Here is a 25,440-nt window from a genome sequence, read left to right on the forward strand (position 1 = left end):
CAGCTCCCATTATCGAGCAAGGTAAAGCGTGATGAGCAACCCGCTTCTGCAAGATGGCAACGTGCCCGTCGACTACCCCTCCATCACGGTTCAAAGCATGCAGAATGCGTTCGACCAGGTCCTTGAGCGGTATGCACAAGGCATCGAGCGCGTGATCAACAGCCAGCCATCAATGCCAACATGGGATGACCTGGTGTTGGCCATGGATGATCTGGACGCTCAGTTGTACGCAGTGCTTTATGGGGTAATGCCATTTCTGGGCAAAGGGCAGGCCTGGAGTGACCCTATCCTGGCGTTTCACATTGCTGCCAGCTCTGCGTTGGACTCAAGGTTTTGCAACGAGCAGCTTCAGTCGCTGTATGAACAGCTGGCGTACAGCGATATCGGCCGTAACCTCGATAGCCGCCAGCGGGCAACATTGCGCTGGCACGTGGAAAGGTTTCGCGTCAGTGGCGCTTCGCTGCCCAAGAGTGACAAGGCGCGGTTGCTCGACTTGCAACGCCAGATAATCGAGCTTGAAGAACGGTATCTGCTCAATCTCGATCATCCGGACGTGGTCGTCGATGACATCACTCAGCTGCGCGGTCTATCCCAACGCAGTCTCGACGAGTTGAACGAACGGGCAAGGCAGCGTGGCAGTAACGGGTGGTCCATACCCTGCGAAAGCTGGGCTACCGAGCGTGTGCTGGAAGAGGCCGAGCTAGGTGCTACCCGTGAGCAGGTGTACCGGGCTTTCCATGGACGTGGCGTCAATACCGGTTCGTCACCAGATAATGGTCAGGTGCTGCAGCAACTGGCACTTCTGCGCCATGAACGAGCGACGCTGTTGGCCTTCTCCGATCACATGAACCTGAGCTTGGCGCGCAAAAGTGCAGGTTCACCACGCCAGGTTCGCGCATTCCTGCAAAGCTTGGCTGCTGGCATGAAGCCCGCGGTGCTGCAGTGGCGTTCAGACTTTGAGCGTGACGCACAGAAATTGGGTCTGGATGACATGCAGCCCTGGGACCTACGCTTCGCCCAAAAGCAACTGCGAGACGCGGCCAAGATAGTGTCGAAGGAGGCGCTGCGCGAATTTTTCCCGATGGCTGCCGTCATCGACGCGCTGATCCAGCTGGCCAGGCGGCTCTTTGACCTGGAGTTGAGGGCCACCCCTGCCCCTGTATGGGCACCCTCAGTGCTGGCCTTTGAGGCATTCCAGCACAACGCACGCATTGGCTTGCTCTATCTCGATGCTGTACAGCATGCCGGTAAGCAGGCAGATGCGGTGTTCACAACCTATGTGCGGAATCGCCGGGTCGACGCAGAAGGGATTTACCAGCAAGCGGTGGTGATCGTCTTCAGTGATGTGCCCGAAGGTAGCGCAGGTGCACAGCCATTGTTGGATCACCTTGCGCTGCGCAAGCTGTACCACGAGTTCGGCCATGCGTTACATCACCTTATGGTGCGTACCGACAACCACGTTCAGTCGGGCGTAATCGAACTCGGCGCAGACGGGACGGAGCTATTTGGCAAGCTGTTCGAACGCTGGGTGTGGAACGTCGCCTATCTCGTCAGCATTTCCTCCCACCATTCGGACGGGCATCAGATTGATAGGGAGCAGGTCGAGCAGTGCATTGAGCGCTACAAACGCGAGGCCATAGGCGAAGCCGCGCTTGAGCTGAGCAAGGCCTTGTTCGATGTGGACCTGCACACGAACCCAGGTGACGGGAAAACCGTTCGCCAGCGATTCGCTCAATCGCGCGAACACTGTGGTTATTGGCCCCTGCACGCCTATGAGCACCCGGCCCACACCTTCGACCACCTGGTTACCGGCTATGACGCCGGCTATTACGCCTATCTCTGGGCAGATGTATGTGCCGTGGATATCTTTACCCGCTTCGAGCAAACGGGCCTACTTGATCGTGAGCTTGGACAGGTGCTGTTCGAGTCACTTATCGCGCCAGGGGCATCGCGCCCATTGCGTGAAGGGGTGAGACAGTTTCTAGGCCGTGAGACCAGCCTGCACCCTTACCTCCAGTGGCTTCAGGCTGCCGGATGATCGGGCTGGCATTTACCCGGCATGCCCTTTACTGTACATGCATACAGTAAAGGGTTTAGCCATGTCATATTCACCTCCTTTGAAGGGCCGCGGCACTGCGCATAATCCGCATAATCGCTTCGGCCCCACCCACTCATCGTATGAGGATGATGGCTGGTACCAAGATGTGCCGATCACGCAAGGGACCGAAGTGCGGATCGAGACGGCCAAGACCGTGATCAGCCGCAATACCTCGCCCGACCTGCCCTTCGACCGTTCGATAAACCCTTATCGCGGTTGCGAGCACGGGTGCATCTACTGCTATGCGCGCCCTTCCCACGCCTATTGGGACCTGTCGCCGGGTCTGGATTTCGAAACCAAGCTGATCGCCAAGACCAACGCGGCCGATGTGCTGGCGCAGCAGCTGAGCAAACCTGGGTACGTGTGTGCGCCGATCAACCTAGGGGCTAACACCGACCCTTATCAGCCGATAGAACGCGAACACTTGCTGACTCGGCGTTTGCTGGAGGTGCTGCTGAAGTTTCGACACCCAGTGACCATCGTCACCAAGGGCGCTTTGATTCTGCGTGACCTTGACCTGTTGACCGAAATGGCCAGCTTGCGCCTTGTGCGCGTGATGATCAGCCATACCACCCTTGATGCTGGCCTTAAGCGTGTGCTGGAGCCCCGTGCCGCTTCGCCTGCTGCGCGCTTGCGGGCCATACGCCTGCTGCGCGATGCCGGCGTACCCGTGGGCGTGCTGTGTTCGCCGATCATTCCCATGATCAACGACTGTGAACTGGAGCAGTTGCTGGAGTCGGCGCAAGAGGCCGGGGCGCAAAGCGCGGCCTACATGATGCTTCGCTTACCGCTGGAGGTGGCCCCTCTGTTCGAGCAATGGTTGCACGATCACTATCCGCAGCGCGCAGCCCATGTGATGAGCCTGATTCGGCAAAGCCGGGGCGGAGCGCTCTATGACAGCCGCTTCGGTGCTCGTATGCGGGGTGAAGGTGTTTTTGCCCAGCTGCTTGCCCAGCGCTTCGCCAAGAGTGTCCGCAAATTAGGATTCCAGGAACGTGACGCCTTGCAACTGGACTGTTCGCAGTTTAATCCGCCTGGCGCCCAGCTTCAGTTGTTTTGAACCATGGAGCATGGCTCTTCAGATCCTGCGGTAGCGCTGTGCCTGCTTGGAGAAAATGCGCTGCCGCATTGAAACCCTAAAAGGCGCTCATCAGTGATTGTGAATGGACGTTGATTTATTGTTTGGAGCGAGCACGTCATTGAAGAGGGTAACGCGTTCAGCGAAGTAACCCGGTAATCGACAAAGCCACGATTGGCGAGGCTTTGAGGCCGCATTATCTTTTTGGGCACAATAACGCGGGTGTCACTTGTGTAAGAAAATGCTTACAGGTATGTAAGCATATTGCAATTCCGCGGTCATGTAGCGCTCGGTTAACCTCGGACCTCACTCTGAACAGCGCTCAGTACACGGTTGAAGTTGAAAAGCCAGCCCATCAAAAGAGCCCTTCAGAAATAAGCCGACCTCCAAACGCTCTGCTGACCGCCACAACATTGGCGACGGAGATAACAAGGTTTGGCCAGCCAGCAGGCTTTACGTGACCATCAGGGAAGATATGCATAATACCGACGATTTGGATGCAGCCATCGGACCTGCAGCGTTTCAGTCTCCCTACCTCTGCCGATCTCATTGGTGGCCTTGCTTACTGGCCCTGCTTGCCTATGGCGCATTCACCGTGGTGTCGGCCATGTCATCAACCGCTCAAGCTACGGAGCTTGCCATGCAAGATAATCCAAACCACCACCAACCCTATCAACCAGGCATGAAACTTCCGGAGGGTGTGTTCCCACCCATGCCGGGTTACACCCACGAGGACTTGATTGGCGCTGCTACAACGCGCGCCCAAGCAGTGTTGAGCAACAGGGGTATCGAGCCAGCGCTTGTCCGTGAATCGTTGATTGGCCTGGCCGACCAGCTTAACCGGGTGTTTGAAGCCCAAAATGTCGAGTATCAGATATCGACGTGGTACCAGAAGCCTTATGCGAACAGCGCGGACCGTGGCAAGAGCGTTGCCGACATGGCCGAGCACTTCGGTGCGCTTGCTGTTCGCGCTGCTACCGAGTCACTTAGAGGCTCGCCGCTACTGGACAAAGACCGTGACCTACTCGGCGACTACATTGAAAGCGCAGGAAATGGTGTGCACGATCTGATAGCTGGATTGGAAAAGTCGGGCAGTGATTCAGTGGGCCAATGACCCAGTGCCTACTAGTGCTTCAAATAATCTCTGCCGCATGTCGTGCGAACAATGAAAGTCTAGTCAAGATGCGAATGCTACGACCTCGTCTTCGATCAAGGACACACTATAGGCACTCTCATTCCAGGCGCTTGGGCCTAGCCTTGGCTGCCAGCCTACTAGCGGTACTCGCCAACTCCCCTGTTTACGCCAAGGAGTCAAACATGGCTGACAAAAACTACACCTATCACCCGTACACGCCTGGCATGAAGCTCCCCGAAGGTGTTTTTCCACCGATGCAGGGATACACCCATGGTGCCTTGATAACGGCGGCTCAGACGCGCGTTGAGACTTACCTGAAAGCCCATAACATCGACCCCGTCGTGATTCAAAGGTCACTGGATGCGCTGGCAACGAGCATGCGTGAAAAATTCGAGCGCGAGGGCGCTGAATACCAAGTATCCAGTTGGTATCAGAAGTCGTATGACGATCCGGCGGCGCGTGCCCGGAGTGTGGCAGCGATGAGTGAAGAGTACGGCTCGGCAACAGTTGAAGCGGCTGCTGAGTCCTTGGAAGGCTCCCCATTGCTGCGCCAAGGCAGGGATTTCTACAAAGGCTACATCGCAGCTGCGGGCGAGGCCGTTCGTGATTTGATTCTGACATTGAACGACCGGAAGGCTTGATCGGGCATCAAGGCGTGGTCCCCTTCGAGCACCCAGTGCACTACAGCCGTGCGAAATGCAGCCCGGAAGGCGCACGGCCTCCCGCCTCGACAGCCTACGTTTTGCCACGCGCTGGGGGACTACCCCCAGCCTCACTAATCCGAGCAAATAATTACAGTCATGGTACTTGGCAATTGATGCTTTTTTGCTACTATTGAAGCACCCTCCTGATCATCTGGAACGCCCGTTCTAGAGCCTCCGAATTAAGTTTCAGTTAAGTTTTCCCGGCTAGCGTAGGAAATCAGTCCACACCGACTGTGATTTATGCTCAATGCCTGTCATCTAAATCCCAGCATTGCCAGAATCTTTCACCGGTAAAATGGATTTGCCTACTCACCGTCAAGAGGATGAATCATGCCCGTAAAGGACCCATCCAAGGTCGTGCCGCAGGTCCCTGCGGAAAGCGCCGATGCCGCCCTTAAGCACATTGTCGACGGCTTCCTGCGCTTTCATCATGACGTTTTCCCTGAGCAGCAAGAGCTGTTCAAGAAACTCGCCACGGCGCAAACGCCGCGCGCCATGTTCATTACCTGCGCCGACTCGCGCATCGTGCCGGAGCTGATCACGCAAAGCTCGCCGGGCGATCTGTTCGTCACCCGCAACGTCGGTAACGTGGTCCCCCCTTATGGACAGATGAACGGCGGCGTTTCCAGCGCCATCGAGTACGCCGTCATGGCGTTGAAAGTGCATCACATCATCGTCTGCGGCCACTCCGACTGCGGCGCCATGCGCGCCGTGCTCAACCCGCAGTCGCTGGCCAAGATGCCGACCGTCAGCGCATGGCTGCGTCATGCCGAAGTCGCCCGCACCGTGGTAGAGAACAACTGCTCGTGCGAAACCGAGCATGAGAACATGCAGGTGCTGACCAAGGAAAACGTCATCGCCCAGCTGCATCACCTGCGTACGCACCCCTCCGTCGCCTCGCGTCTTGCCGCGGGCGAGCTGTATATCCATGGCTGGGTATACGACATCGAGACCAGCAAGATCGAAGCCTACGACGCCTTGAGCGACAGCTTCCTGCCGCTGTCGGCAGACCAGCCAGTGCCCTGTGCCACGCCGAGAGGCCGCTACTAAGCGACCCGACCACCGCTGAACCTTGATGGCCGGCTACACCCCGCTGGGGTGTGGCGTGGCCGTCTGCTGCCCTGAATTCCCTGACTGGTGTGCCGGCTGCTGCGCTGGCGGCCTGCTGCTGCGCGCCTCTCGGGGCTAAACGTGCCCACGGCCAGAGGAATGGCCGTGCGATAGAGAAAGGAGTAATACGGTGAACATTACACAGCTGAAAGCGGCCCTGCCGCGTGAGTTGCTGGCCTCAGTAGTGGTCTTTCTGGTGGCCCTGCCCTTGTGCATGGGCATTGCGATCGCCTCCGGCATGCCGCCGGCCAAGGGACTGATCACCGGTATCATCGGCGGCATTGTCGTCGGTTTTCTCGCCGGCTCCCCGTTGCAGGTCAGCGGACCGGCAGCTGGGCTGGCGGTGCTGGTCTTCGAACTGGTGCGCCAGCACGGCATGGCCATGCTCGGGCCGATTCTGCTTCTGGCAGGCTTGCTGCAGTTGCTGACCGGGCGCCTGCGCCTGGGCTGCTGGTTCCGAGTGACGGCGCCGGCGGTGGTGTACGGCATGCTGGCGGGTATCGGGGTACTGATCGTGCTGTCGCAGGTCCATGTGATGTTCGATACGGCGCCTCAGCCGTCAGGCATGCAGAACCTGCTGGCGTTCCCGGCAACCGTCGCTGGGGCGTTGCCGCTGGAAAGCGCAGGCATGGGTTGGCAGGCCGGTGCATTGGGGTTGGGCACCATGCTCATCATGTGGGGCTGGGAGCGATTGCGGCCACAGCGCTTGCGCTTCATTCCGGGAGCGTTGCTGGGCGTGACAGCCATGACTGTCATCAGCCTGTGGCTGGCGCTGCCGGTGAACCGCGTGCAGGTACCGGCGGACTTGTCCGAGGCCATCGACTGGATTCGCCTCGATGACCTGATGAAACTGACCGACCCTGGCCTGCTGGTGGCGGCCTTTGCACTGGCATTCATCGCCAGCGCCGAAACCTTGTTGTCTGCCGCAGCGGTGGACCGCATGCACAGTGGCCAGCGTTCGGATTTCGACCGGGAACTGTCGGCCCAAGGCATCGGCAACATGCTGTGCGGGATACTGGGCGCGCTGCCCATGACCGGCGTGATCGTGCGTAGCTCGGCCAACGTCCAGGCCGGCGCACAAACTCGGGCCTCGGCGATTCTGCATGGCGTGTGGCTGTTAGCGTTCGTGGTGGTGCTCAGCAGCATTCTGCAGCAGATTCCGATTGCAAGCCTGGCCGGGGTGCTGGTGTTTACCGGGATAAAACTGGTCGATCTCAAAGCCTTCCGGGGCCTTGGGCGCTATGGCCGGATGCCGATGTTCACCTATGCGGCTACCGCCCTGGCGATCATCTTCACCGATCTGCTCACGGGCGTCTTGTTGGGCTTTGCCCTGACGTTGCTCAAGCTCGCCTTCAAGGCCGCACGTCTCAAGATCAACCTGATGGACCTGCCCAAGGCCGGGCACATGGAACTTCGCCTGAGCGGCGCGGCAACCTTCCTCAAGGTGCCGGCGCTGACCAAGGTGCTCGACGGCGTTCCCGCCGGCACCACGCTGCATGTGCCGCTGGGCAACCTCAGCTACATCGACCACGCCTGCCTGGAATTGCTCGAAGACTGGAGCCGCAGCAATGCGGCCAGTGGTTCCAAGCTTCGAGTCGAGCACAAGCGCTTGAAACGACGGGTGGAAGGACGGTTACGCACCACGTCAGGCGTGGGCGCCTGACCTCGGGCTATGGCCCAGGCTGGCCATCGCACGATTGGCCAGCCCGGCCATGTTCAGGCCGGCTGGCCGAGCTCCACGCCCAGCTGACGTGACAGGCAAGGCCATCGCTTCCAGGCCGCGCCGGTTTCGGGGCTGCTCAGCTTTTCCCGGTAGGCTTCCACGGATTCGGCGGCAAAGCTCTCGTCGTCGAGCATTTCATCGACCGAATGGTGCACCACTTCATCGAGCTGATTGGCAAAGGCCTCGCCGATCAGCTGGTGAGCGATCAGGTTGGCAACGGTGGTATCGACAGGGATGAGCGGCTGCTGGAAGTGCCGGATGTACAGGTCGTTGACCTCCTCCACCAGGCGATGGGCCAGGTAGGCCTCGTCCAGCAGGCAGTCGAGGCCGACATGCCCTTGCATCACGCTAGGCGGCTGCAGGAAGTAAGCCTCGGCAATCTTCAGCACCGGCGTGATCTGCGACTCGATGCCGGCTTCACGCGCGACTTCATGGGCCGCTTCAAGCAGTTCCGGCACTTGATCGATGTAGGCACCCACAAAGCGCGCCAGCGTGTCCTGAGCACCCTGCTCCGGCAATTGAATGGAAGGGTGCAGGTGCGGCAGTTGCAGCGCGAGGCGTTTTTGCAGCTGGCCGGTCTGGCCTTCGTGTTGGTGGGCTTGACTCACCTGCTCGCGTACAGCAGCGATGTTCATGACAACTCCAAGGACAAAACGTTTCAAACGGAAGACACTAACTTAGCTGGATATTCAATTAAGTTAAGATCCATTTGTTATAAACGGATGCGCTGCCTGTCGCATCCAGCATATATGGCGCTCCCTGCGTGACCGTTCTCCTTCAATTACATCGGTTTAGAGCCATTGGGCTGTTGATGAAGTTCATTTCATGAAAACCCGGGTGCACTGTGCTAATCGTCCCGGACGGCCTATCAAGACCAATGCAGGCCGTGGCGCCGCGCCGCATGCGCAGTACGCCGGCATGGCGTACCCTAGCGCCTACCTGGTGCGCTGTTCATCGCAGTGATCGTCGACCTCAACCTGTACCGAGCCCATGACCCGAACCCAGAAAGCCGTCTTCATCATCGCTGCCCTGATCGTCGTGATCATGGGCCTGATCCTCAACAATGTGCTAAACGCCAAGCGCCCGCCGAGCGCTACCGAGCTCATCGATGCCGGCATCATTCTGCTGCCGCAAAGCCGGACGGTGGTTGACGTGACCATGACCAACCAGAATGGCCAGCCGGTGCAACTGGATCAGTTGAAAGGCAAGTGGTCGCTGCTGTTCTTTGGCTATACCTACTGCCCGGACATCTGCCCCACCACATTGGCGCAGCTGCGACAGGTAAAGAGTGAACTGCCCAAGCAGGCGCTGGACCGCTTGCAGGTGGTATTGGTGAGCGTGGACCCCAACCGCGACACGCCGAACCAGCTCAAGCAATACCTGGGTTACTTCGACAAGGACTTCGTGGGGTTGGCCGGTTCTGTGGAAGATACCCAGAAGCTGGCCAATGCGCTTAGCATCCCCTTCATCCCTGCCGACACCAGCAAGCCCGGTTACACCGTGGACCACAGTGGCAACCTGGCAATCGTCGGCCCGGACGGCCGTCAGCGTGGCTTCATTCGTGCGCCGTTCGACAGCAAGAAGTTGGTGGCCCGCCTGCCCGGCCTGGTCCGGGGCGACTGAGCATCTGTCAGGGCCCTGCGCGGGACGTGGCCTCTGGAGCGATAGCACAGGCGCATGACCCCCGTGCTTGCGTCACGCTCCAATGGCAACCTCACCCTGGGTCGCCAGGCGACCCAAGGCGGAAGGCTCAGAACGCGGGTACTACGGCGCCTTTGTACTTCTCGGTGATGAACTGCTTCACCTCGGGCGAATGCAGGGCGGCTGCCAGTTTCTTCATGTCCTCGCTGTCCTTGTTGTCCGGACGCGCGACGAGGATATTCACGTAAGGCGAATCGCTGCCCTCGATGGCCAGCGCATCTTTTTCCGGGTTCAGCTTGGCTTCCAGCGCATAGTTGGTGTTGATCAGGGCGGCATCGACCTGGGTCAGCACGCGCGGGATGGTGGCCGCTTCAAGTTCGCGGAACTTGATGTTTTTCGGGTTCTCGGCAACGTCTTTCACGGTGGAGAGGATGTTGCTGTTGTCCTTGAGCTTGATGACGCCGGCCTTGTCCAGCAGCAGCAGGGCACGGCCACCGTTGGTGGCATCGTTGGGGATGACCACGGTAGCGCCGGACGGGAGTTCGTCGAGCTTCTTGATCTTGGTGGAATAAACGCCCAGCGGTTCGATGTGCACGCCAGTCACGTTCACCAGGTCGGTGCCCTTGGCCTTGTTGAACTCATCGAGGTAAGGCTGGTGCTGGAAGAAGTTGGCGTCCAGGCGCTTTTCCGCCACCTGCACGTTCGGCTGGATGTAGTCGGTGAATTCCTTCACCTTCAGCTCTACTCCTTCCTTGGCCAGCAGCGGCTTGACCACGTTGAGGATCTCGGCGTGGGGTACCGGCGTAGCAGCGACGGTCAGGGTATCGGCCTGGGCCGAGAAGGCCGCAATGGCGGCAGCGACAGCAAGCAGCTTCTTCATTGATCACTCCTTGTGAGGGCCGCGACGGCCCCCGAACGGGTCGGCCGAGCCGACCCCATTGGGGTTACTTACGGGAAAAATGCACAACCAGCCGGTCGCCGACACTTTGCAGGACCTGCACCAGCACCAGCAACAGCACCACGGTCACGACCATAACGTCGGTCTGGAAACGCTGGTAGCCGAAACGAATCGCCAGGTCCCCCAGGCCACCCGCACCCACGACACCGGCCATCGCGGTATAGGAAACCAGCGTGATGGCCGTGACGGTGATCGCGGCGAAGATCCCTGGCCGGGCCTCGGGCAACAGGGCGCTGGTGATGATCTGGCGCGTGGTGGCACCCATGGACTGTGTGGCTTCGATGATGCCGCGATCCACTTCGCGCAGGGCGGTTTCGACCAGGCGGGCGAAGAATGGCGTGGCACCCACTACCAAGGGCGGAATCGCACCCGCCACGCCCAGCGACGTGCCGGTGATCAGCACGGTGATGGGGATCATCACGATCAGCAGGATGATGAACGGCAGCGAACGCAGCACGTTGACCACCAGCGACAGCAAGGCGTACACGCCCTTTTGTTCGAACATCTGGCGCGGACCGCACAGAAACAGCAGCACGCCCAGCGGCAGGCCCAGCAGCACGGTGAAGAACAGCGAGCCGAACAGCATGATCAGGGTATCGACGGTTGCCAACCAGATTTCGGCCCAGTCGACATTGGCAAAGAAACTCAAGGCGTCCATCAACGCAGTACCTCCATATGAACATCCGCGGCCTTGAAGCGGGCAAAGGCCGCTTGCATGTCGCCGCCAATCAGGGCGAGCGTGAGCTGACCGTAGGGGACGTCCTTGATGCGATCGATACGCCCGGCGAGGATGCTGTAGTCCACGCCGGTCTCACGGGCAACGGTACCCAGCAGCGGCGCGTAGGTGGCTTCGCCCTGGAAGGTCAGGCGTACGATGCGGCCTGGCACATGGGCGAAGTCGTCGCGCTGTTCGCCTTCATCGACGTGATCGTCTTCCTGCACGAAGCGTTTGGTGGTGGGGTGCTGCGGGTGCAGGAACACATCCGCCACCGAGCCTTGCTCGACGATCTGACCGGCGTCCATCACTGCTACCCGGTCGCAGACGCGGCGGATCACGTCCATTTCATGGGTGATCAGCACGATGGTGAGTTTCAGCTCCCGGTTGATCTCGGCCAGTAGCTGCAGTACCGAGGCAGTGGTCTGCGGGTCCAGGGCGCTGGTCGCCTCATCACACAACAGGATCTTCGGGTTGGTCGACAAGGCACGGGCAATGCCGACGCGCTGCTTCTGACCGCCCGACAACTGCGCAGGGTACTTGCGCGCATGGTCCGACAGACCGACCCGGGCCAGAAGCTCGACCACGCGTTTGTCGATCTCGGCACGCGACAGTTGGCCAGCAAGGGTGAGCGGCAGGGCGACGTTGTCTGCAACGGTCTTGGAAGCCAGCAGGTTGAAATGCTGGAAAATCATGCCGACCTGTTGGCGAAAGCCGCGCAATTGGGTGGCATTGAAGCCGGTCACTTCTTCACCGTCGACGATGATCTTGCCGCCGGAAGGCTCTTCCAGGCGGTTGATCAGGCGCAGCATGGTGCTCTTGCCGGCTCCGGAATGGCCGATCAGGCCGAACACTTGGCCATCCTCGATCGTCAGGGTCGTGGGATTCAATGCGGGAATTTCTCTACCGGCAACGCGGTAAGTCTTGTGTACCTGTTGGAACTCGATCACGTAGCGAACCTTGTGGGGCGCATGGAAATTGATTCAGCGGTGGGCTGGGGGCCGCATTTTAGCCTTTTATAACCGCTGTTCTTAGCATTTATTTTGCCTCTGACCAATCTGAACGCTATATGGCGACAGCTGGTCATCCCGATGGAACGCTCGCTCGTCTGGTCGAGTCACTAACTGGACAAGCCCGATCGGGCGCCTGAAGACTGATGAGGAAAGCCAACCATGCCCAGCAAGAACAAGGATGCGCCGAAGCACAGCGAGGCCGCAGGTACTCAGACCCCGGATCGGGCCAATACCAATGCCAAGCTGCAGAGCCTGGAAGCAGACCGCAGCGATGCCACCGGGCAGGCGCTGCGCACCAACCAGGGTGTGCGCATCTCGGACAACCAGAACACCTTGAAGGCCGGCGACCGCGGCCCCTCGCTGCTTGAAGACTTCATCATGCGCGAGAAGATCACCCATTTTGACCATGAGCGCATCCCGGAACGTATCGTCCACGCACGAGGCACCGGTGCCCACGGTTATTTCCAGAGCTATGGCTGCCACGCCGAACTGACCAAGGCCGGGTTCCTGCAAGACCCGGAAAAGATCACCCCGGTATTCGTACGCTTCTCCACCGTACAGGGGCCGCGCGGCTCCGGTGACACGGTACGTGACGTGCGCGGCTTTGCCGTGAAGTTCTACACCGATGAAGGCAACTTCGACCTGGTCGGCAACAACATGCCGGTGTTCTTCATCCAGGACGCGATCAAGTTCCCGGACTTCGTACACGCCGTCAAGCCCGAGCCGCACAATGAGATCCCTACCGGCGGTTCGGCTCACGACACCTTCTGGGACTTCGTCTCGCTGGTGCCTGAATCGGCGCACATGGTCGTCTGGGCCATGTCCGACCGTGCCATTCCGCGCAGCCTGCGCATGATGGAAGGCTTCGGCGTGCACACCTTCCGCCTGGTCAACGCCGAAGGCGTGGCCCACTTCGTCAAGTTCCACTGGAAGCCCAGCGAGGGCGTGCACTCCGTACTGTGGGACGAGGCGCAAAAGCTGGCAGGCAAGGACACCGACTATCACCGTCGTGACCTGTGGGAAGCCATCGAAACCGGCGATTACCCGGAATGGGAACTGGGCGTGCAGATCGTGCCTGAGGCCGACGAGCACAAGTTCGACTTCGACCTGCTGGACCCGACCAAGATCATCCCCGAAGAGCTGGTACCGGTCACTCCACTGGGCAAGATGGTGCTCAACCGCAACCCGGACAACTTCTTCTCCGAGGTCGAGCAGATTGCATTCTGCCCTGGACACATCGTACCGGGTATCGACTTTACCAATGACCCGTTGCTGCAAGGTCGCCTGTTCTCCTACACCGATACCCAGATCAGCCGCCTGGGTGGCCCGAACTTCCACCAGATCCCGATCAATCGCCCGGTCGCGCCGAACCACAACAACCAGCGCGACGCGATGCACCAGCATATCGTGCACAAGGGCCGCGCCGCCTACGAGCCCAACTCCATCGATGGTGGCTGGCCGAAGGAAACCCCGCCCGGCCCCCGCGATGGCGGTTTCGAGACCTATCAGGAACGCGTCGATGCGCACAAGATTCGCCAGCGCAGCGATTCGTTCGGTGACCACTTCTCCCAGGCGCGCCTGTTCTTCCAGAGCATGAGCCCGACCGAACAGCAGCACATCATCAAGGCCTACAGCTTCGAGTTGGGCAAGGTCGAGCGTGAGCACATCCGCGCCCGCCAGGTGAATGAAATTCTCGCCAACATCGACCTGAAGCTGGCAGCCGCCGTGGCCGAAAACCTGGGCCTGCCAGCCCCCAAAGCCGGTACCGTCAAGGTCAAGGGTAGCCAGTTGGCCGAATCGCCAGCCTTAAGCCAGATGAACCACCCGGGCAAGGTTGGGATCAAGGGTCGCAAGATCGCTGTACTGATCGCCAACGGCGTAGATGCTGCCAGTGTCGACAAGATGGTCAAGGCTCTGGAAGCGCAGAGTGCTCGCCCCATGCTGCTGGGCCCGACCTCCGCGCCTGTGAAGGCCGCCGACGGTACGCAACTGCCGGTGGATGCATCGATGGAAGGTATGCCGTCGATCATGTTCGATGGCATCGTCGTACCCGCTGGCAAGGCGTCCACCGATGCCATGGCGGCCAGCGGCCTGGCCAAGCACTTCCTGCTTGAGGGCTACAAGCACCTCAAGGCGATGGTGCTGACTCAGGAACTGCTGGCAACGTTGGGTCTGAAGGAAGACAAAGGTCTGCTGACCGGCGACGACCAGAAGGCCATGGACGCGTTCGTCAAGGCAGTGGAAGGGCATCGCGTGTGGGAGCGTGAAGCGGCTGCAGAAGCGGTTCCTGCTTAAGTCACCGGTGTATCAGGGGCTGCCTCGCAGCCCCTGTTCACTGGCTTAGCGCTGGTGGGGAACCAGCACCACCTGAGCAGGCAACGCGCGCTGGATATCGTGCTTCTGTTTCAGCTCGAAGGTGCTGTCGATCTTGCGAACACGCTTGGCCAATAATGTCTTCAGCCACGGCGCATCCGCGCTGCGTGGCACCTGGAACACCACATCGCAACCATAGTTGACCACGTCGGCGGCAATGTCATCGAGTTGCTGGCGCATGGCTTGGATGTTGGTGGTTTCCAACGCAATCACCGTGCTGGGCGCACTGGGGTCGATCACTCGAGCCCTGGGCTTGGCTTCGGCAGCCTTGAGTGCGGCTTCGGCCTTGGCCAGCTCGGCCTTGCGCGCTTGTGAAACGGCATCACCGCCAGTAACCGCCGGAGCCTGTGGCATGAGTGCGCGCGCGCGCGCCAAGGCTGTGACCGCCGCGTTCACGTCACCCTTCTGCAGCATGATCTGACTGCGTTGCAGGTAAGCTTCGGCCAGCTCGCGCTGGTATTGTTCGATGCGGCCGTCGCCAGGCGACTGCGCTTGCAGGGAGACCAGTTGGTCTTCTGCGGTGGCCAGCTCGTTGCTGGCGATATTTTGTTGCAATTGCTGCCATGCATCAGGCTGGGCAGGCGTGCTGGCCTGTTCGACCGGTGCTTGGGAGCACGCGGCGAGGAACAGGGAAAATACGCCAACAAGCAGACAACGGGAGGCAAACGGCTTCATTCCTGCGGCTCTCTATTTGCGCAAAAAGCGAGCAAGTCTACACCCAGGTGCGCACGCTCGAAAACTGCTCTTACAGACCCTTAAGTGCGCCGAAGGTTGCAAGGCAGGCCTTGGAAGCCTTTCGCTCACCGTTTGGGCAGGGCCAGACTCAGCAAGAATAGCACCGCAGCGCACACCACAATGGATGGGCCGGCAGGGGTGTCCTTGAACCATGACAAAGCCAGCCCGCCGCAGACCGCGACTACGCCTATGACGCTGGCGCCTACGGCCATCTGCTCCGGAGAGCGCGCATGCCGTTGCGCAGCTGCCGCCGGAATGATCAATAAAGAAGTGATCAGCAAGACGCCAACGATCTTCATGGCCACCGCAATGACCACGGCAATGAGCAGCATCAGCGCCATGCGCAAGGCTGCAACCGGTAGCCCTTCGACCGTTGCCAGTTCTTCGTGGACGGTGACGGCGAGCAAAGGGCGCCACAAGACGGCGATCAGTACGAGTACCAGGGCGCTACCGCCCAGAATCCAGGCAAGATCGGTTGGGCTGATGGCCAGCAGATCCCCGAACAGATAAGCCATCAGGTCGATGCGCACGTCGTGCATGAAGCTCAGCACCACCAGACCCAGGGACAAGGTACTGGGCGCCAGGATGCCCAGTAGCGTGTCGGATGCCAGAGGCTGGCGTTGCTGCAAGGTCACCAGCAGAATCGCCAGCAACAGGCAGCCCACGGTGACGGCCAACGTGGGGCTGACATCCAGCACGAAGCCCAGGGCCACGCCCAGCAAGGCGGCATGGGACAGGGTGTCGCCAAAATAGGCCATGCGCCGCCAGACGACGAACGAGCCAAGAGGGCCAGCTACCAGCGCGAGGGACAGACCAGCGAGCAGGGCGTAGAGAAGAAAATCAGCCATGCTTGCAGTGCGCTCCGTGAACATGGGGGGCTGGGGCGACCACCGAACCGTGCAGGTCGTGGCTGTGGTCATGATGATGGTGATAAATGGCCAGGCTCGGTGCGGTCTGGCCGAACAGTTCGACGAATGCCGGGTCACCGCTGACCTGCTCGGGATGACCGGAGCAGCACACATGGCGGTTCAGGCACACCACCTGGTCGGTCGCACTCATGACCAGGTGCAGGTCGTGGGAAACCATCAACACGCCGCAACCCAGGCGGTCACGCAGTCGGGTGATGAGGTTGTACAGCTCGGTCTGCCCTACCACGTCAACGCCTTGGACCGGCTCGTCCAGCACCAGCAACTGCGGCTCTCGCAGCAGTGCACGGGCCAGCAGCACGCGTTGCATTTCACCCCCGGACACCGTTTGGATCGGGCTGTCGATCACGTGCTCGGCGCCGACCTGCTGAAGCGCTGACAAGGCCGCCACGCGATCCACGCCGGGCACCAGGCGTAGAAAGCGCAGCACTGACAACGGCAGCGTGGCGTCGACCTGGATTTTCTGCGGCATGTAGCCAATGCGCAGCCGGGGTTTGCGCCATACCGAGCCACGGTGTGGCTTTAGCAGCCCCAGCACGGCGCGGACCAACGTGGTCTTGCCCGCCCCATTGGGCCCAATCAGGGTGACGATCTGGCCCGGCGCGACTGCCAGGTCAATGCTGTCGAGCACGGCCTCGCCGCCATAGGTGACGCCGACCTGCTCCAGGCGGATCAGCGCGTCGCTCATGCCGCGTCCTTGCAGTTGCTGCACACGCCCACGACTTCGACGGTCTGGTTCTCGACCGTGAAACCCACGTGCCTGGCGCTGCCGACGATGGCATCGCTGATACTCGCCTGCTCCAGCTCAATGGCGATATGGCACAATCGGCAAATCAGAAACTGCCCCTGGTGCGAATGCTCGGGGTGGCTACAACCGATGAAGGCGTTCAGCGAGGCGATGCGGTGCACGAGGCCGTTTTCCAGAAGGAAGTCCAGCGCGCGGTACACCGTGGGCGGCGCCGCGCGACGACCATCCTGTTCGCTGAGCACCGCCAGGATGTCGTAGGCGCCCAGCGGTTTGTGGCTCTGCCACACCAGCTCCAGTACCCGGCGACGCAGCGCCGTCAGGCGCAGCCCCTGACGGGCGCACAAGGCGTCGGCTTCGGCCAGGGCGCTGTGCACGCAATGGGAATGGTCATGGGGACGGTTGGCCAGCGGCGTAATGGACATGGGCAGCGACGATTCTGGATGGAGACGTTATTATGTTACCTGTTTCTGACGATTCGAGTACCTACCGTGGCCCGATTCCTTACCCTGTTTGTCGCTTTCATCGCATTTTCCGCCCACGCCGACGTGCGTGTGCTGACCAGCATCAAGCCACTGCAACAGATCGCCGCTGCTGTGCAGGACGGTGTCGGCAGCCCTGAAGTGCTGTTGCCGCCAGGCGCCTCGCCTCACCATTACGCATTGCGTCCCTCGGACGTGCGCAGGGTCGCGGATGCGGATTTGCTGTACTGGATCGGCCCGGACATGGAAGGCTTCCTGCCAAGGGTGCTGGGTAACCGCAGCAAGCCGACCGTCGCGGTACAGTCGCTGCCGGGCATGAAGCTGCGTCACTTCGGTGAAGACAGCCATTCCCATGACGAAGACCATGACGACCATGACCATGACCACCGCCCGGGCAGCCTCGATGCGCACTTGTGGTTGTCTTCGGTGAACGCCCGGGTGATCGCTGGAAAGATGGCCGCCGATCTCGCCAGCGCGGACCCTGCCAATGCCGACCGCTACAAGCGTAACCTGGCGGCGTTCACCCAACGCCTGGACGCGCTCGACGCCCGTATCAAGGCAAGGGTAGCGGGCGTGGCCGGCAAGCCGTACTTCGTGTTCCACGAGGCCTTCGATTATTTCGAAGCTGAATATGGACTCAAGCACACCGGCGTGTTCAGTGTGGCCTCCGAAGTGCAGCCCGGCGCTCAACACGTGTCCGCCATGCGCAAGCGGCTGCAGGAAGTGGGCAAGACGTGCGTCTTCAGCGAGCCACCCTTGCGCCCTCGGCTGGCCGAAACCCTGACAGCCGGTTTGCCGGTGCGCCTGGCCGAGCTCGATGCGCTTGGCGGCACCGATCCGGTAAATGCGCAAGGTTACGAGCGCTTGCTCGACCAGCTAGGAAGCGACCTGGCGAGCTGCCTGGAGCAGTTGTAATGGTATGAGGTGGCGGCATTGCCTGGGTTGAGCGCCGCCTGGGCAGCGCCCGATTCCCAAGGGCAGGCCCAGGGCCTGCCGACAGGGTTCGGGTCAGAGGGCGAACGGCAGTTTCACGGCCACCTGCTGGCGCTGCGCCAGGCGTACTTCGAATTCGCTTGGGTCGTGGATCATCACGTCCATGCCGGCGAAGGACTCTGCCGCGATCAGGCGAGACAGCCAGAACCGTACGCAGGCAACGCGCAACATCTGCGGCCAGAGTTCAGCTTCGGCTGCTGTGAATGGCCGCAATGCGGCGTAGGCGGCAAGCAAAGCCTGGGCGCGGGGTACATCGATGCCGGCCTGTGCATCCAGGCACCAGTCGTTCAGGGTAATGGCAATGTCGTACAGCATCGGCCCCGAGCAGGCATTGTAGAAGTCGATGACCCCAGACAGATGGGTGCCTTCGAACATCACGTTGTCGCGGAACAGGTCGGCATGCAGGTTGGCCCGGGGCAATGCCAGGATCTGCGCCTGGTGGGCGGCGATTTCATCCAGCGCCGGTTGCAGCAAGCTGGCTTGGTCGGCGTTCAGGCGCGGCAGCAGTTCGGCCCCGGCGGCTAGCATCCACTCAAGGCCTCGGTCCGTGCGGCGCTCGATGATGTGTTCGCGGGTGGCCAAGTGAATGTGTGCCAGCAGTTCACCGACCTGGGCACAATGCTGGGCATTGGGCGCCTTGATATGTTTGCCCGAGAGCCTGGGTTGCAGCAGCGCCGGCTTGCCGCACAGCTCGCGCAGGCCATGGCCGTCACGGTCACGAATGGCGTAGGGCACTGGCATCTGGGCCGTATGCAGGGTATCGAGCAACTCGATGAAGAACGGCATGTCCTCGCTGGGCCCACGCTCGATCAGCGTCAGCACGAACTCCCCCTGTTCGAGGCTGACGAAGAAATTGCTGTTCTCGGTGCCGGCGGCGATACCCTGGAAATCGAGCAGACGACCCAGCTCGTAAGGTGCCAGAAAGGTTTCCAGCTCAGGCCGGGTCACGGGGGTGAAGACTGACATGATGAAAGATTGCCCATGCAGGCACTTCTGGCCGAAGTGCCGGGTTGATGTGAACGGTGCGCGTCAGATTACCACTCGAAGATCTTCCAGGACGGAATCAGCATGTCCGGCTGGTCGGATCGAATGAAATTGCCATCGGAGCCATCGGCGCGTACCAGAAAGTAAGGCTTGCCATGTTTGGGCGTGATCTTGATCGCATACAGGAAGCCGTTTTGGCGATATTCCTGGATGGTCTTGTCGCCTTCCGTGCGAATGGTCACCTCGGGATCGGCCGAGGGCGCGTCATCCGCCGCCAAGGTGACGACGGGCAGACCTGCCATCAGGCAGAGCAGTAACAGGCGATTGAGTGTACGCATGATAACCTAGTCCCTCTGTCGTCAATGATTCTGGCTATTCTAGCGCCGGACCCGTCGAAAAGGTTGATTCTGCTCATGAGCCAAGCGCCCCTCGTCCTCGTGGACGGTTCCTCCTACCTTTATCGCGCCTTCCATGCCCTGCCCCCGCTGACCACGTCCAAGGGCATGCCGACCGGTGCGGTGAAGGGTGTGCTCAACATGCTCAAGAGCCTGCGCAGGCAGTACCCGGACAGCTTGTTCGCCGTGGTGTTCGATGCCAAGGGCGGCACGTTCCGCGACACCCTGTTCGCCGACTACAAGGCCAACCGCCCCAGCATGCCGGACGATCTGCGGGTGCAGATCGAGCCGCTGCATGCCAGCGTCAAGGCCATGGGCTACCCACTGTTGTGCGTCGAAGGCGTCGAGGCTGACGATGTCATCGGTACCTTGGCCCGTAGCAGCGCAGCGCTGAACCGCCCGGTCATCATTTCTACCGGCGACAAGGACATGGCGCAGTTGGTCGACGGGCACATTACCCTGGTCAATACCATGACCGGTAGCGTGCTGGACGTGGCTGGCGTGCACGAGAAATTCGGGGTCGGCCCCGAGCACATCATCGACTTCCTGGCGCTGATGGGCGACAAGGTCGATAACATCCCAGGTGTGCCAGGTGTGGGCGAAAAGACCGCCGTCGGGCTGTTGACCGGGATCGGCGGGGGGCTCAGCGACCTGTACGCGAACCTGGACAAGGTGCCTGCGCTGCCTATCCGTGGCGCCAAGAGCCTGCCCGCCAAGCTTGAAGAGCACCGGGATGCGGCTTTCATGTCCTACGAGCTGGCTACCATCAAGATCGACGTGCCGCTGGACATCGAAGTCGATGCACTGGTGTGCGGCGAACCGGACCGCGAGGCGCTGCTGGCGCTGTACACCGAAATGGAGTTCAAGAGCTGGATTGCCGACCTGCAGCGCGATGCGGCTCGGGAAGGGGATCAGCTGCCCCCGGTGGAGGCCCCGGCGGCCATGGTCGAGGCCCGCTATGAAACCATCCTTGACCAAGACCGCTTCGACGCCTGGCTCGAGAAGCTGCGCCAGGCACCGCTGTTCGCGTTCGATACCGAAACCACCGGCCTTGATGCCCAGCGCGCCCAGCTGGTAGGGATTTCCTTTGCCGTCGAGCCCCATGAAGCGGCCTACGTCCCTTTGATGCACGACTACGAAGGCGCCCCTGTCCAGTTGGATCGTGAGGCCGTCCTGCTTGCGCTCAAGCCCCTGCTGGAGGATCCGGCAAAAGCCAAGGTGGGCCAGAACGCCAAGTACGACATCAACATCCTTGCCAATGGTTCTCCCGCGATCCAGGTGCGGGGTGTGGCCTATGACACCATGCTCGAATCGTACGTCTTCAACTCGACGGGCACGCGGCACGACATGGACAGCCTGGCGCAAAAGTACCTTGGGCACACCACTATCGCCTTTGAGGACATTGCGGGCAAAGGTGCCAAGCAGCTGACCTTCAACCAGATTCATCTGGACAAGGCCGGCCCTTACGCGGCCGAAGATGCCGACATCACCCTGCGCCTGCACCAGGCGTTGCAGGCGCACATGGCCAAGACGCCCAGTGTGCAGCCGGTGCTCATGGACATCGAAATGCCGCTAGTGCCGGTGCTGGCCAAGATCGAGCGCCAGGGCGCGTTGGTCGATGCGGCGCTGTTGCACGTCCAGAGCGGCGAGCTGGGTGTGAAGATGGCCGAGCTGGAGCAGCGGGCCTTCGAACTGGCGGGGGAGGAATTCAACCTGGGTTCGCCCAAGCAGCTGGGCGCGATCCTGTACGACAAGCTGGGCATGCCGGTGATCAGCAAGACGGCCAAGGGACAGCCATCGACGGCAGAAGCCGTGCTGGACGAGCTGGCCGAACAAGGGTATCCACTGCCTGAAGTGCTGATGCAGTACCGCAGCCTGAGCAAGCTCAAGAGCACCTACACCGACAAGCTGCCAGGGCAGATCAACCCGCGCACGGGTCGAATCCACACGTCGTACCAGCAGGCAGTGGCGGCCACGGGCCGTCTTTCGTCCAGTGACCCGAACCTGCAGAACATTCCGATCCGCACGGCCGAAGGCCGGCGAATCCGCCAGGCCTTCATCGCAAGCCCTGGCTACAAGCTGCTGGCCGCCGACTACTCCCAGATCGAGCTGCGCATCATGGCGCACCTGGCCAAGGACGAAGGCTTGCTGCACGCCTTCCAGAACGATCTGGACGTGCACCGTGCGACGGCAGCGGAAGTATTCGGCGTCGCGCTCGAACAGGTTACCCATGACCAGCGGCGCAGCGCCAAGGCGATCAACTTCGGGCTGATCTACGGCATGAGCGCTTTTGGCCTGGCCAAGCAGATCGGGGTGGACCGCAAGCAGTCCCAGGACTACATCGATCGTTACTTCACCCGCTATCCAGGGGTGCTGGCCTACATGGAACGTACCCGTGCCCAGGCCGCAGAACAGGGGTTCGTGGAAACCTTGTTCGGTCGCAGGCTCTACCTGCCTGATATCAACGCCAAGAACCCAGCCTTGCGCCGGGGAGCCGAGCGCACGGCGATCAACGCGCCGATGCAAGGCACGGCCGCCGATATCATCAAGCGCGCCATGGTCAATGTGGACAACTGGCTGACCGAAAGCGCACTGGATGCGCGGGTGATCCTGCAGGTGCACGACGAACTTGTTCTCGAGGTGCGCGAAGACCTCGTGGACCTGGTGAAAGATGAAATCCGAAAGCATATGAGCCAGGCGGCGCAACTGGACGTGCCGCTGCTGGTCGAGGCCGGTGTAGGCGCGAACTGGGACGAAGCCCACTGATTGCACGGGGCACAGGGGCGTTGTGTGGCGATTTTTCGTTACAGGCGCCCCGGCCTGTGTCCAGCTGTTTCATGAAACTGTGGCAAATAGTTCCAGGCCCCAGGAACTAAAGCAGTGAACTGCAACTCAGAGTACCTGAATGGCTGGTGAAGCCGTTCGATGCTCCTATGTTGTGTTAAGTGTTGGCAGATATCCGGACCCCGCCCTAGCGGTCCGGGCTTGGACCCCGAACTTCCCCCTCCCCATACGAAGTCCGGGGTTTTTTTTGCCTGAAATTTGCCTAACGCGGGCCTTCGCCCTCAGGCGGCAGGCTTGTCTTCGAGCGCCATCCAGTCGGCCAGCACGCGGTAGGCGTCTTCAAGGCCCAGGCGCTTGGGGGCCGAGAACAGTTGGATGGTCACGCCTTCGCCCCAGCCTTTCCTGATCTCCAATTGCACCTTGAGCAAGGTGTTCTTGGCGGCGCCGTGGGTGAGCTTGTCGGCCTTGGTCAGCAGGATGTGCATGGGCATGCCGCTGGCCTTGGCCCAATCGAGCATCATTTTGTCGAAGTCCGTCATCGGGTGGCGGACATCCATCATCAAGATCACGCCACGCAGGCATTCGCGGCTGCCCAGGTAAGCTTCCAGGTGGCGCTGCCAGTGCTGCTTGAGGGGGATGGGCACCTTGGCGTAGCCGTAGCCTGGCAGGTCGACCAGACGGCGTTCGTCATCCAGGCTGAAGAAGTTCAGCAACTGGGTACGGCCGGGTGTTTTCGAGGTACGGGCCAGGCTGGCATGGGTCAGCGTGTTCAGTGCGCTGGATTTGCCGGCGTTGGAGCGGCCGGCGAAGGCCACCTCGTAACCCTGGTCGTCCGGGCATTGTTCGACCTTGGCAGCGCTGAGGGCGAATTTGGCTTTCTGGCACAGGCCGAGGATGGGGTTCTTGACTTGCATGGGATATCCGATGTGGTGATGCCAGCCCCCTGTCGAGCGGAGCCTGGCAAGCGGTGTCGTTTCCGTTTGGGTGGCGGAAGTATATAATGCCCCAGTTTTTGTGTGCTCATTCTCCCGGCTTTGGGGGACGAGCATGGGGTGTCGAACATGAGCTTGCGCATTAGAACGCAGCGCGGCCCCCAACCCTGAACGTCATGGCGCAATACGCAATGGCCGCTTGCTGTCGGTCTGTTCCTGCCGGTTTTCAGCGCACAGGCTACACAGGATTCCGAGGTGTTGTACAACCGCGTGTGTGCGGGGGGTACAGCGAACGCCTGCTCCATGAGCCCAGACGGGCGATCGGGCAACCCGAATCCTGATCTGGCGCAATGCATGAATAGCTCGGCACGGCACAATGCTCAGGGTTTCAAGGCTATGCCGCCGCGTGGATTGTGCATGGACTGCAGTGCCGAGGACTACCGTCTGGTCATCCTTTGGATGAATGGCAGTCCCGATACATAACATTTCACCCCTAGCCGTGTTGGATTAGCTGATGAACAAACTAGTCGTGAGTCTGCTGTTGAGCCTGGGTGTCGCAGGTGCGGCCACTGCTGCGCAGCCCGTCAAAGGCGATGCCGCCGCAGGTCAGGCCAAGACGGCCGTCTGCGGGGCCTGCCACAACCCAGATGGCAATAGCCTGGCACCGAACTTCCCCAAGCTGGCAGGTCAAGGCCAGCGCTACCTCGAAAAACAAATGCACGACATCAAGTCCGGCAAACGCGTCGTGCTGGAGATGACCGGCATGCTGGCCGGCTTCAACGACCAGGACCTGGCCGACATCGCGGCGTATTTCGCCAGCCAGAAAGGCAGCGTGGGTGCAGCCGACCCTGCGCTGGTCGAGCGTGGGCGTGCGCTGTTCAACGGTGGCGACCTGGACAAGGGCATGCCGGCCTGCACGGGCTGCCACTCGCCTGACGGGGCAGGTATCGCACTGGCCGGGTTCCCTCACCTGAGTGGGCAGCATGCCCAGTACGTGAGCAAGCAGCTCACCGACTTCCGTGAAGGCAACCGCACGAATGATGGGGATGCCATGACCATGCGCACCATCGCCGGGAAGCTCAGTAACCATGACATCGAGGCCTTGGCCAGCTACATCCAGGGCCTGCATTAATGCCGAGTTAATGTTGCAAGCCAAAGATGAAAGGGCGGCGCGGCTGCCCTTTTTTTCGCCCGCAGCCGTTACACTACAGAACTAGAGCCCTCCCCGGCCTGTCTCAATCCAGGTCGTGCCGTGGCGACCCATGACTGCTCAGGAGTAAAGCATGCGTAAACTGATTCTCAGCGCTGCGCTGGTCGCTGCCAGCGTACTTGGTATGACTTCCGTCCAGGCCGCAGAGCCTGTAGCCGGCAAGGAATATGTCGAGCTGAGCAACCCGGTTCCGGTTTCCGTGCCTGGCAAGATCGAAGTGGTCGAGTTGTTCTGGTATGGCTGCCCGCATTGCTATCACTTCGAGCCTGTCATCAACCCTTGGGTCGACAAGCTGCCCAAGGACGTCAACTTCAAGCGTGTGCCGGCCATGTTCGGTGGCCCTTGGGATGCCCATGGCCAGATGTTCCTGACTCTGGAAGCGATGGGCGTCGAGCACAAGGTGCACGCGGCGGTATTCGACGCCATCCAGAACCAGCACAAGCGCCTGACAGACCCAGAAGACATGGCCGCTTTCCTGGCAACGCAGGGGGTGGACAAGGACAAGTTCCTGGCCACCTACAACTCCTTCGCCATCAAGGGACAGGTCAAACAGGCGAAAGAACTGGCCAAGAAATATGAAATCACCGGCGTTCCCAGCATGGTGATTAACGGTAAGTATCGCTTCGACCTGGGCACCGCTGGTGGGCCAGAGGGCGTCCTCAATGTGGCCGACCAGTTGATCGACAAGGAGCGCGCTGCCAAGTAG

The 25,440-nt window shown here is 60.8% G+C and carries 24 protein-coding genes; 13 read left to right on the plus strand and 11 right to left on the minus strand.

The annotated features are described in order from the left end of the window. The first annotated feature begins 31 nt into the window (after positions 1–31). From ACK59L_RS05540 to ACK59L_RS05565, 6 genes are all read left to right on the plus strand, one after another. On the plus strand, positions 32–2,038 hold the full coding sequence (locus tag ACK59L_RS05540; protein WP_409272325.1) for a M3 family metallopeptidase: 2,007 nt from the start codon (positions 32–34) through the stop codon (positions 2,036–2,038). Between the two features lie 61 nt (positions 2,039–2,099). Continuing rightward, positions 2,100–3,158, plus strand: a complete 1,059-nt coding sequence (locus tag ACK59L_RS05545) for a PA0069 family radical SAM protein (RefSeq protein WP_409272327.1) — start codon at positions 2,100–2,102, stop codon at positions 3,156–3,158. 475 nt (positions 3,159–3,633) lie between these two features. Then, the gene (locus tag ACK59L_RS05550; RefSeq protein ID WP_409272329.1) at positions 3,634–4,290 is read left to right on the plus strand and encodes a hypothetical protein; all 657 of its coding nucleotides are present in this window, start codon (positions 3,634–3,636) and stop codon (positions 4,288–4,290) included. A gap of 203 nt (positions 4,291–4,493) precedes the next feature. Further along, positions 4,494–4,952: a hypothetical protein gene (locus ACK59L_RS05555; protein ID WP_196136754.1), complete on the plus strand. Its 459-nt coding sequence runs from the start codon at positions 4,494–4,496 to the stop codon at positions 4,950–4,952. Positions 4,953–5,345: 393 nt separating this feature from the next. Next, complete coding sequence (locus ACK59L_RS05560) at positions 5,346–6,065, plus strand: carbonic anhydrase (RefSeq protein ID WP_058603673.1); 720 nt, start codon at positions 5,346–5,348, stop codon at positions 6,063–6,065. Positions 6,066–6,255: 190 nt separating this feature from the next. Further along, on the plus strand, positions 6,256–7,788 hold the full coding sequence (locus tag ACK59L_RS05565; protein WP_409272332.1) for a SulP family inorganic anion transporter: 1,533 nt from the start codon (positions 6,256–6,258) through the stop codon (positions 7,786–7,788). Positions 7,789–7,841: 53 nt separating this feature from the next. Here the strand turns inward: ACK59L_RS05565 and ACK59L_RS05570 are convergent, their stop codons facing one another. Beyond that, the gene (locus ACK59L_RS05570) at positions 7,842–8,483 is read right to left on the minus strand and encodes a hypothetical protein (RefSeq protein ID WP_144963747.1); all 642 of its coding nucleotides are present in this window, start codon (positions 8,481–8,483) and stop codon (positions 7,842–7,844) included. A 355-nt stretch (positions 8,484–8,838) separates the two neighbouring features. Here ACK59L_RS05570 and ACK59L_RS05575 point away from each other — a divergent pair, with 355 nt between their 5' ends. Continuing rightward, positions 8,839–9,471 carry an SCO family protein gene (locus ACK59L_RS05575; protein WP_409272334.1) on the plus strand — a complete coding sequence of 211 codons (633 nt, stop codon included), beginning with the start codon at positions 8,839–8,841 and terminating at the stop codon, positions 9,469–9,471. Between the two features lie 127 nt (positions 9,472–9,598). Here the strand turns inward: ACK59L_RS05575 and ACK59L_RS05580 are convergent, their stop codons facing one another. The 3 genes from ACK59L_RS05580 to ACK59L_RS05590 all read right to left on the minus strand — a co-directional run bounded on the left by ACK59L_RS05580 (position 9,599) and on the right by ACK59L_RS05590 (position 12,112). Beyond that, entirely contained in the window at positions 9,599–10,369 is a 771-nt protein-coding gene (locus ACK59L_RS05580; protein WP_058638717.1) for a MetQ/NlpA family ABC transporter substrate-binding protein, read from the minus strand. Between the two features lie 64 nt (positions 10,370–10,433). Next, positions 10,434–11,105, minus strand: a complete 672-nt coding sequence (locus tag ACK59L_RS05585) for a methionine ABC transporter permease (RefSeq protein ID WP_058603678.1) — start codon at positions 11,103–11,105, stop codon at positions 10,434–10,436. Further along, positions 11,105–12,112, minus strand: a complete 1,008-nt coding sequence (locus ACK59L_RS05590) for a methionine ABC transporter ATP-binding protein (protein ID WP_409272337.1) — start codon at positions 12,110–12,112, stop codon at positions 11,105–11,107. Before ACK59L_RS05590 ends, ACK59L_RS05585 begins: the two co-directional genes overlap by 1 nt. A 222-nt stretch (positions 12,113–12,334) precedes the next feature. Between ACK59L_RS05590 and katE the strand changes: the two genes are divergently transcribed. After that, positions 12,335–14,470, plus strand: a complete 2,136-nt coding sequence (gene katE / locus ACK59L_RS05595) for a catalase HPII (RefSeq protein WP_027913244.1) — start codon at positions 12,335–12,337, stop codon at positions 14,468–14,470. 45 nt (positions 14,471–14,515) lie between these two features. On the opposite strand, the gene ACK59L_RS05600 is transcribed toward katE, so the two are convergent. The 4 genes from ACK59L_RS05600 to zur form a co-directional block, all read right to left on the minus strand. After that, the gene (locus tag ACK59L_RS05600; protein ID WP_196125112.1) at positions 14,516–15,223 is read right to left on the minus strand and encodes a PA5502 family lipoprotein; all 708 of its coding nucleotides are present in this window, start codon (positions 15,221–15,223) and stop codon (positions 14,516–14,518) included. A gap of 125 nt (positions 15,224–15,348) precedes the next feature. Then, positions 15,349–16,131, minus strand: a complete 783-nt coding sequence (znuB, locus tag ACK59L_RS05605; RefSeq protein WP_027913242.1) for a zinc ABC transporter permease subunit ZnuB — start codon at positions 16,129–16,131, stop codon at positions 15,349–15,351. Continuing rightward, on the minus strand, positions 16,124–16,897 hold the full coding sequence (gene znuC, locus ACK59L_RS05610; protein ID WP_058603683.1) for a zinc ABC transporter ATP-binding protein ZnuC: 774 nt from the start codon (positions 16,895–16,897) through the stop codon (positions 16,124–16,126). The genes znuB and znuC overlap by 8 nt, the downstream gene beginning before the upstream one ends. Continuing rightward, on the minus strand, positions 16,894–17,379 hold the full coding sequence (gene zur, locus ACK59L_RS05615) for a zinc uptake transcriptional repressor Zur (RefSeq protein WP_058603684.1): 486 nt from the start codon (positions 17,377–17,379) through the stop codon (positions 16,894–16,896). The genes znuC and zur overlap by 4 nt, the downstream gene beginning before the upstream one ends. Before the next feature lie 18 nt (positions 17,380–17,397). Here zur and ACK59L_RS05620 point away from each other — a divergent pair, with 18 nt between their 5' ends. Continuing rightward, positions 17,398–18,351, plus strand: a complete 954-nt coding sequence (locus ACK59L_RS05620) for a zinc ABC transporter substrate-binding protein (protein WP_409272341.1) — start codon at positions 17,398–17,400, stop codon at positions 18,349–18,351. A 93-nt stretch (positions 18,352–18,444) separates the two neighbouring features. Here the strand turns inward: ACK59L_RS05620 and ACK59L_RS05625 are convergent, their stop codons facing one another. Both ACK59L_RS05625 and ACK59L_RS05630 read right to left on the minus strand, forming a co-directional pair. Further along, positions 18,445–19,395 carry a homoserine kinase gene (locus tag ACK59L_RS05625; protein ID WP_409272343.1) on the minus strand — a complete coding sequence of 317 codons (951 nt, stop codon included), beginning with the start codon at positions 19,393–19,395 and terminating at the stop codon, positions 18,445–18,447. A 68-nt stretch (positions 19,396–19,463) separates the two neighbouring features. Next, a complete protein-coding gene (locus ACK59L_RS05630; RefSeq protein ID WP_027913237.1) occupies positions 19,464–19,751 on the minus strand; it encodes a DUF2782 domain-containing protein in 288 nt (95 codons plus the stop codon). Between the two features lie 75 nt (positions 19,752–19,826). On the opposite strand from ACK59L_RS05630, the gene polA reads away from it, so the two are divergent. After that, entirely contained in the window at positions 19,827–22,574 is a 2,748-nt protein-coding gene (gene polA / locus ACK59L_RS05635; protein WP_196141324.1) for a DNA polymerase I, read from the plus strand. Positions 22,575–22,873: 299 nt separating this feature from the next. On the opposite strand, the gene yihA is transcribed toward polA, so the two are convergent. Then, positions 22,874–23,506 (minus strand): ribosome biogenesis GTP-binding protein YihA/YsxC, encoded by a 633-nt coding sequence (yihA, locus tag ACK59L_RS05640; protein ID WP_409272346.1) that lies wholly within the window; start codon positions 23,504–23,506, stop codon positions 22,874–22,876. A gap of 228 nt (positions 23,507–23,734) precedes the next feature. Here yihA and ACK59L_RS05645 point away from each other — a divergent pair, with 228 nt between their 5' ends. The 3 genes from ACK59L_RS05645 to dsbA all read left to right on the plus strand — a co-directional run bounded on the left by ACK59L_RS05645 (position 23,735) and on the right by dsbA (position 25,440). Then, positions 23,735–24,007, plus strand: coding sequence for a cytochrome c5 family protein (locus ACK59L_RS05645; RefSeq protein WP_078477785.1), 273 nt, complete (start codon positions 23,735–23,737; stop codon positions 24,005–24,007). 31 nt (positions 24,008–24,038) lie between these two features. Next, entirely contained in the window at positions 24,039–24,656 is a 618-nt protein-coding gene (locus ACK59L_RS05650; RefSeq protein ID WP_023532830.1) for a cytochrome c, read from the plus strand. A gap of 151 nt (positions 24,657–24,807) precedes the next feature. Continuing rightward, complete coding sequence (gene dsbA, locus ACK59L_RS05655; protein WP_409272348.1) at positions 24,808–25,440, plus strand: thiol:disulfide interchange protein DsbA; 633 nt, start codon at positions 24,808–24,810, stop codon at positions 25,438–25,440.

This window comes from Pseudomonas sp. KCJK9111, from assembly GCF_046231935.1.
GTDB classification, from domain to species: Bacteria; Pseudomonadota; Gammaproteobacteria; order Pseudomonadales; family Pseudomonadaceae; genus Aquipseudomonas; species Aquipseudomonas parafulva_B.

Bases quoted from the DNA above. Each gene is read 5' to 3' on its own strand.
- yihA (WP_409272346.1), bottom strand. From the start codon at position 23,506: ATGCAAGTCAAGAACCCCATCCTCGGCCTGTGCCAGAAAGCCAAATTC.
- znuB (WP_027913242.1), bottom strand. From the start codon at position 16,131: ATGGCTGATTTTCTTCTCTACGCCCTGCTCGCTGGTCTGTCCCTCGCG.
- dsbA (WP_409272348.1), top strand. From the start codon at position 24,808: ATGCGTAAACTGATTCTCAGCGCTGCGCTGGTCGCTGCCAGCGTACTT.
- katE (WP_027913244.1), top strand. From the start codon at position 12,335: ATGCCCAGCAAGAACAAGGATGCGCCGAAGCACAGCGAGGCCGCAGGT.
- ACK59L_RS05555 (WP_196136754.1), top strand. From the start codon at position 4,494: ATGGCTGACAAAAACTACACCTATCACCCGTACACGCCTGGCATGAAG.
- zur (WP_058603684.1), bottom strand. From the start codon at position 17,379: ATGTCCATTACGCCGCTGGCCAACCGTCCCCATGACCATTCCCATTGC.
- ACK59L_RS05620 (WP_409272341.1), top strand. From the start codon at position 17,398: ATGGAGACGTTATTATGTTACCTGTTTCTGACGATTCGAGTACCTACC.
- znuC (WP_058603683.1), bottom strand. From the start codon at position 16,897: ATGAGCGACGCGCTGATCCGCCTGGAGCAGGTCGGCGTCACCTATGGC.
- ACK59L_RS05630 (WP_027913237.1), bottom strand. From the start codon at position 19,751: ATGCGTACACTCAATCGCCTGTTACTGCTCTGCCTGATGGCAGGTCTG.
- ACK59L_RS05540 (WP_409272325.1), top strand. From the start codon at position 32: ATGAGCAACCCGCTTCTGCAAGATGGCAACGTGCCCGTCGACTACCCC.
- ACK59L_RS05585 (WP_058603678.1), bottom strand. From the start codon at position 11,105: ATGGACGCCTTGAGTTTCTTTGCCAATGTCGACTGGGCCGAAATCTGG.
- ACK59L_RS05570 (WP_144963747.1), bottom strand. From the start codon at position 8,483: ATGAACATCGCTGCTGTACGCGAGCAGGTGAGTCAAGCCCACCAACAC.
- ACK59L_RS05625 (WP_409272343.1), bottom strand. From the start codon at position 19,395: ATGTCAGTCTTCACCCCCGTGACCCGGCCTGAGCTGGAAACCTTTCTG.
- ACK59L_RS05650 (WP_023532830.1), top strand. From the start codon at position 24,039: ATGAACAAACTAGTCGTGAGTCTGCTGTTGAGCCTGGGTGTCGCAGGT.
- ACK59L_RS05560 (WP_058603673.1), top strand. From the start codon at position 5,346: ATGCCCGTAAAGGACCCATCCAAGGTCGTGCCGCAGGTCCCTGCGGAA.
- polA (WP_196141324.1), top strand. From the start codon at position 19,827: ATGAGCCAAGCGCCCCTCGTCCTCGTGGACGGTTCCTCCTACCTTTAT.
- ACK59L_RS05575 (WP_409272334.1), top strand. From the start codon at position 8,839: ATGACCCGAACCCAGAAAGCCGTCTTCATCATCGCTGCCCTGATCGTC.
- ACK59L_RS05545 (WP_409272327.1), top strand. From the start codon at position 2,100: ATGTCATATTCACCTCCTTTGAAGGGCCGCGGCACTGCGCATAATCCG.
- ACK59L_RS05600 (WP_196125112.1), bottom strand. From the start codon at position 15,223: ATGAAGCCGTTTGCCTCCCGTTGTCTGCTTGTTGGCGTATTTTCCCTG.
- ACK59L_RS05580 (WP_058638717.1), bottom strand. From the start codon at position 10,369: ATGAAGAAGCTGCTTGCTGTCGCTGCCGCCATTGCGGCCTTCTCGGCC.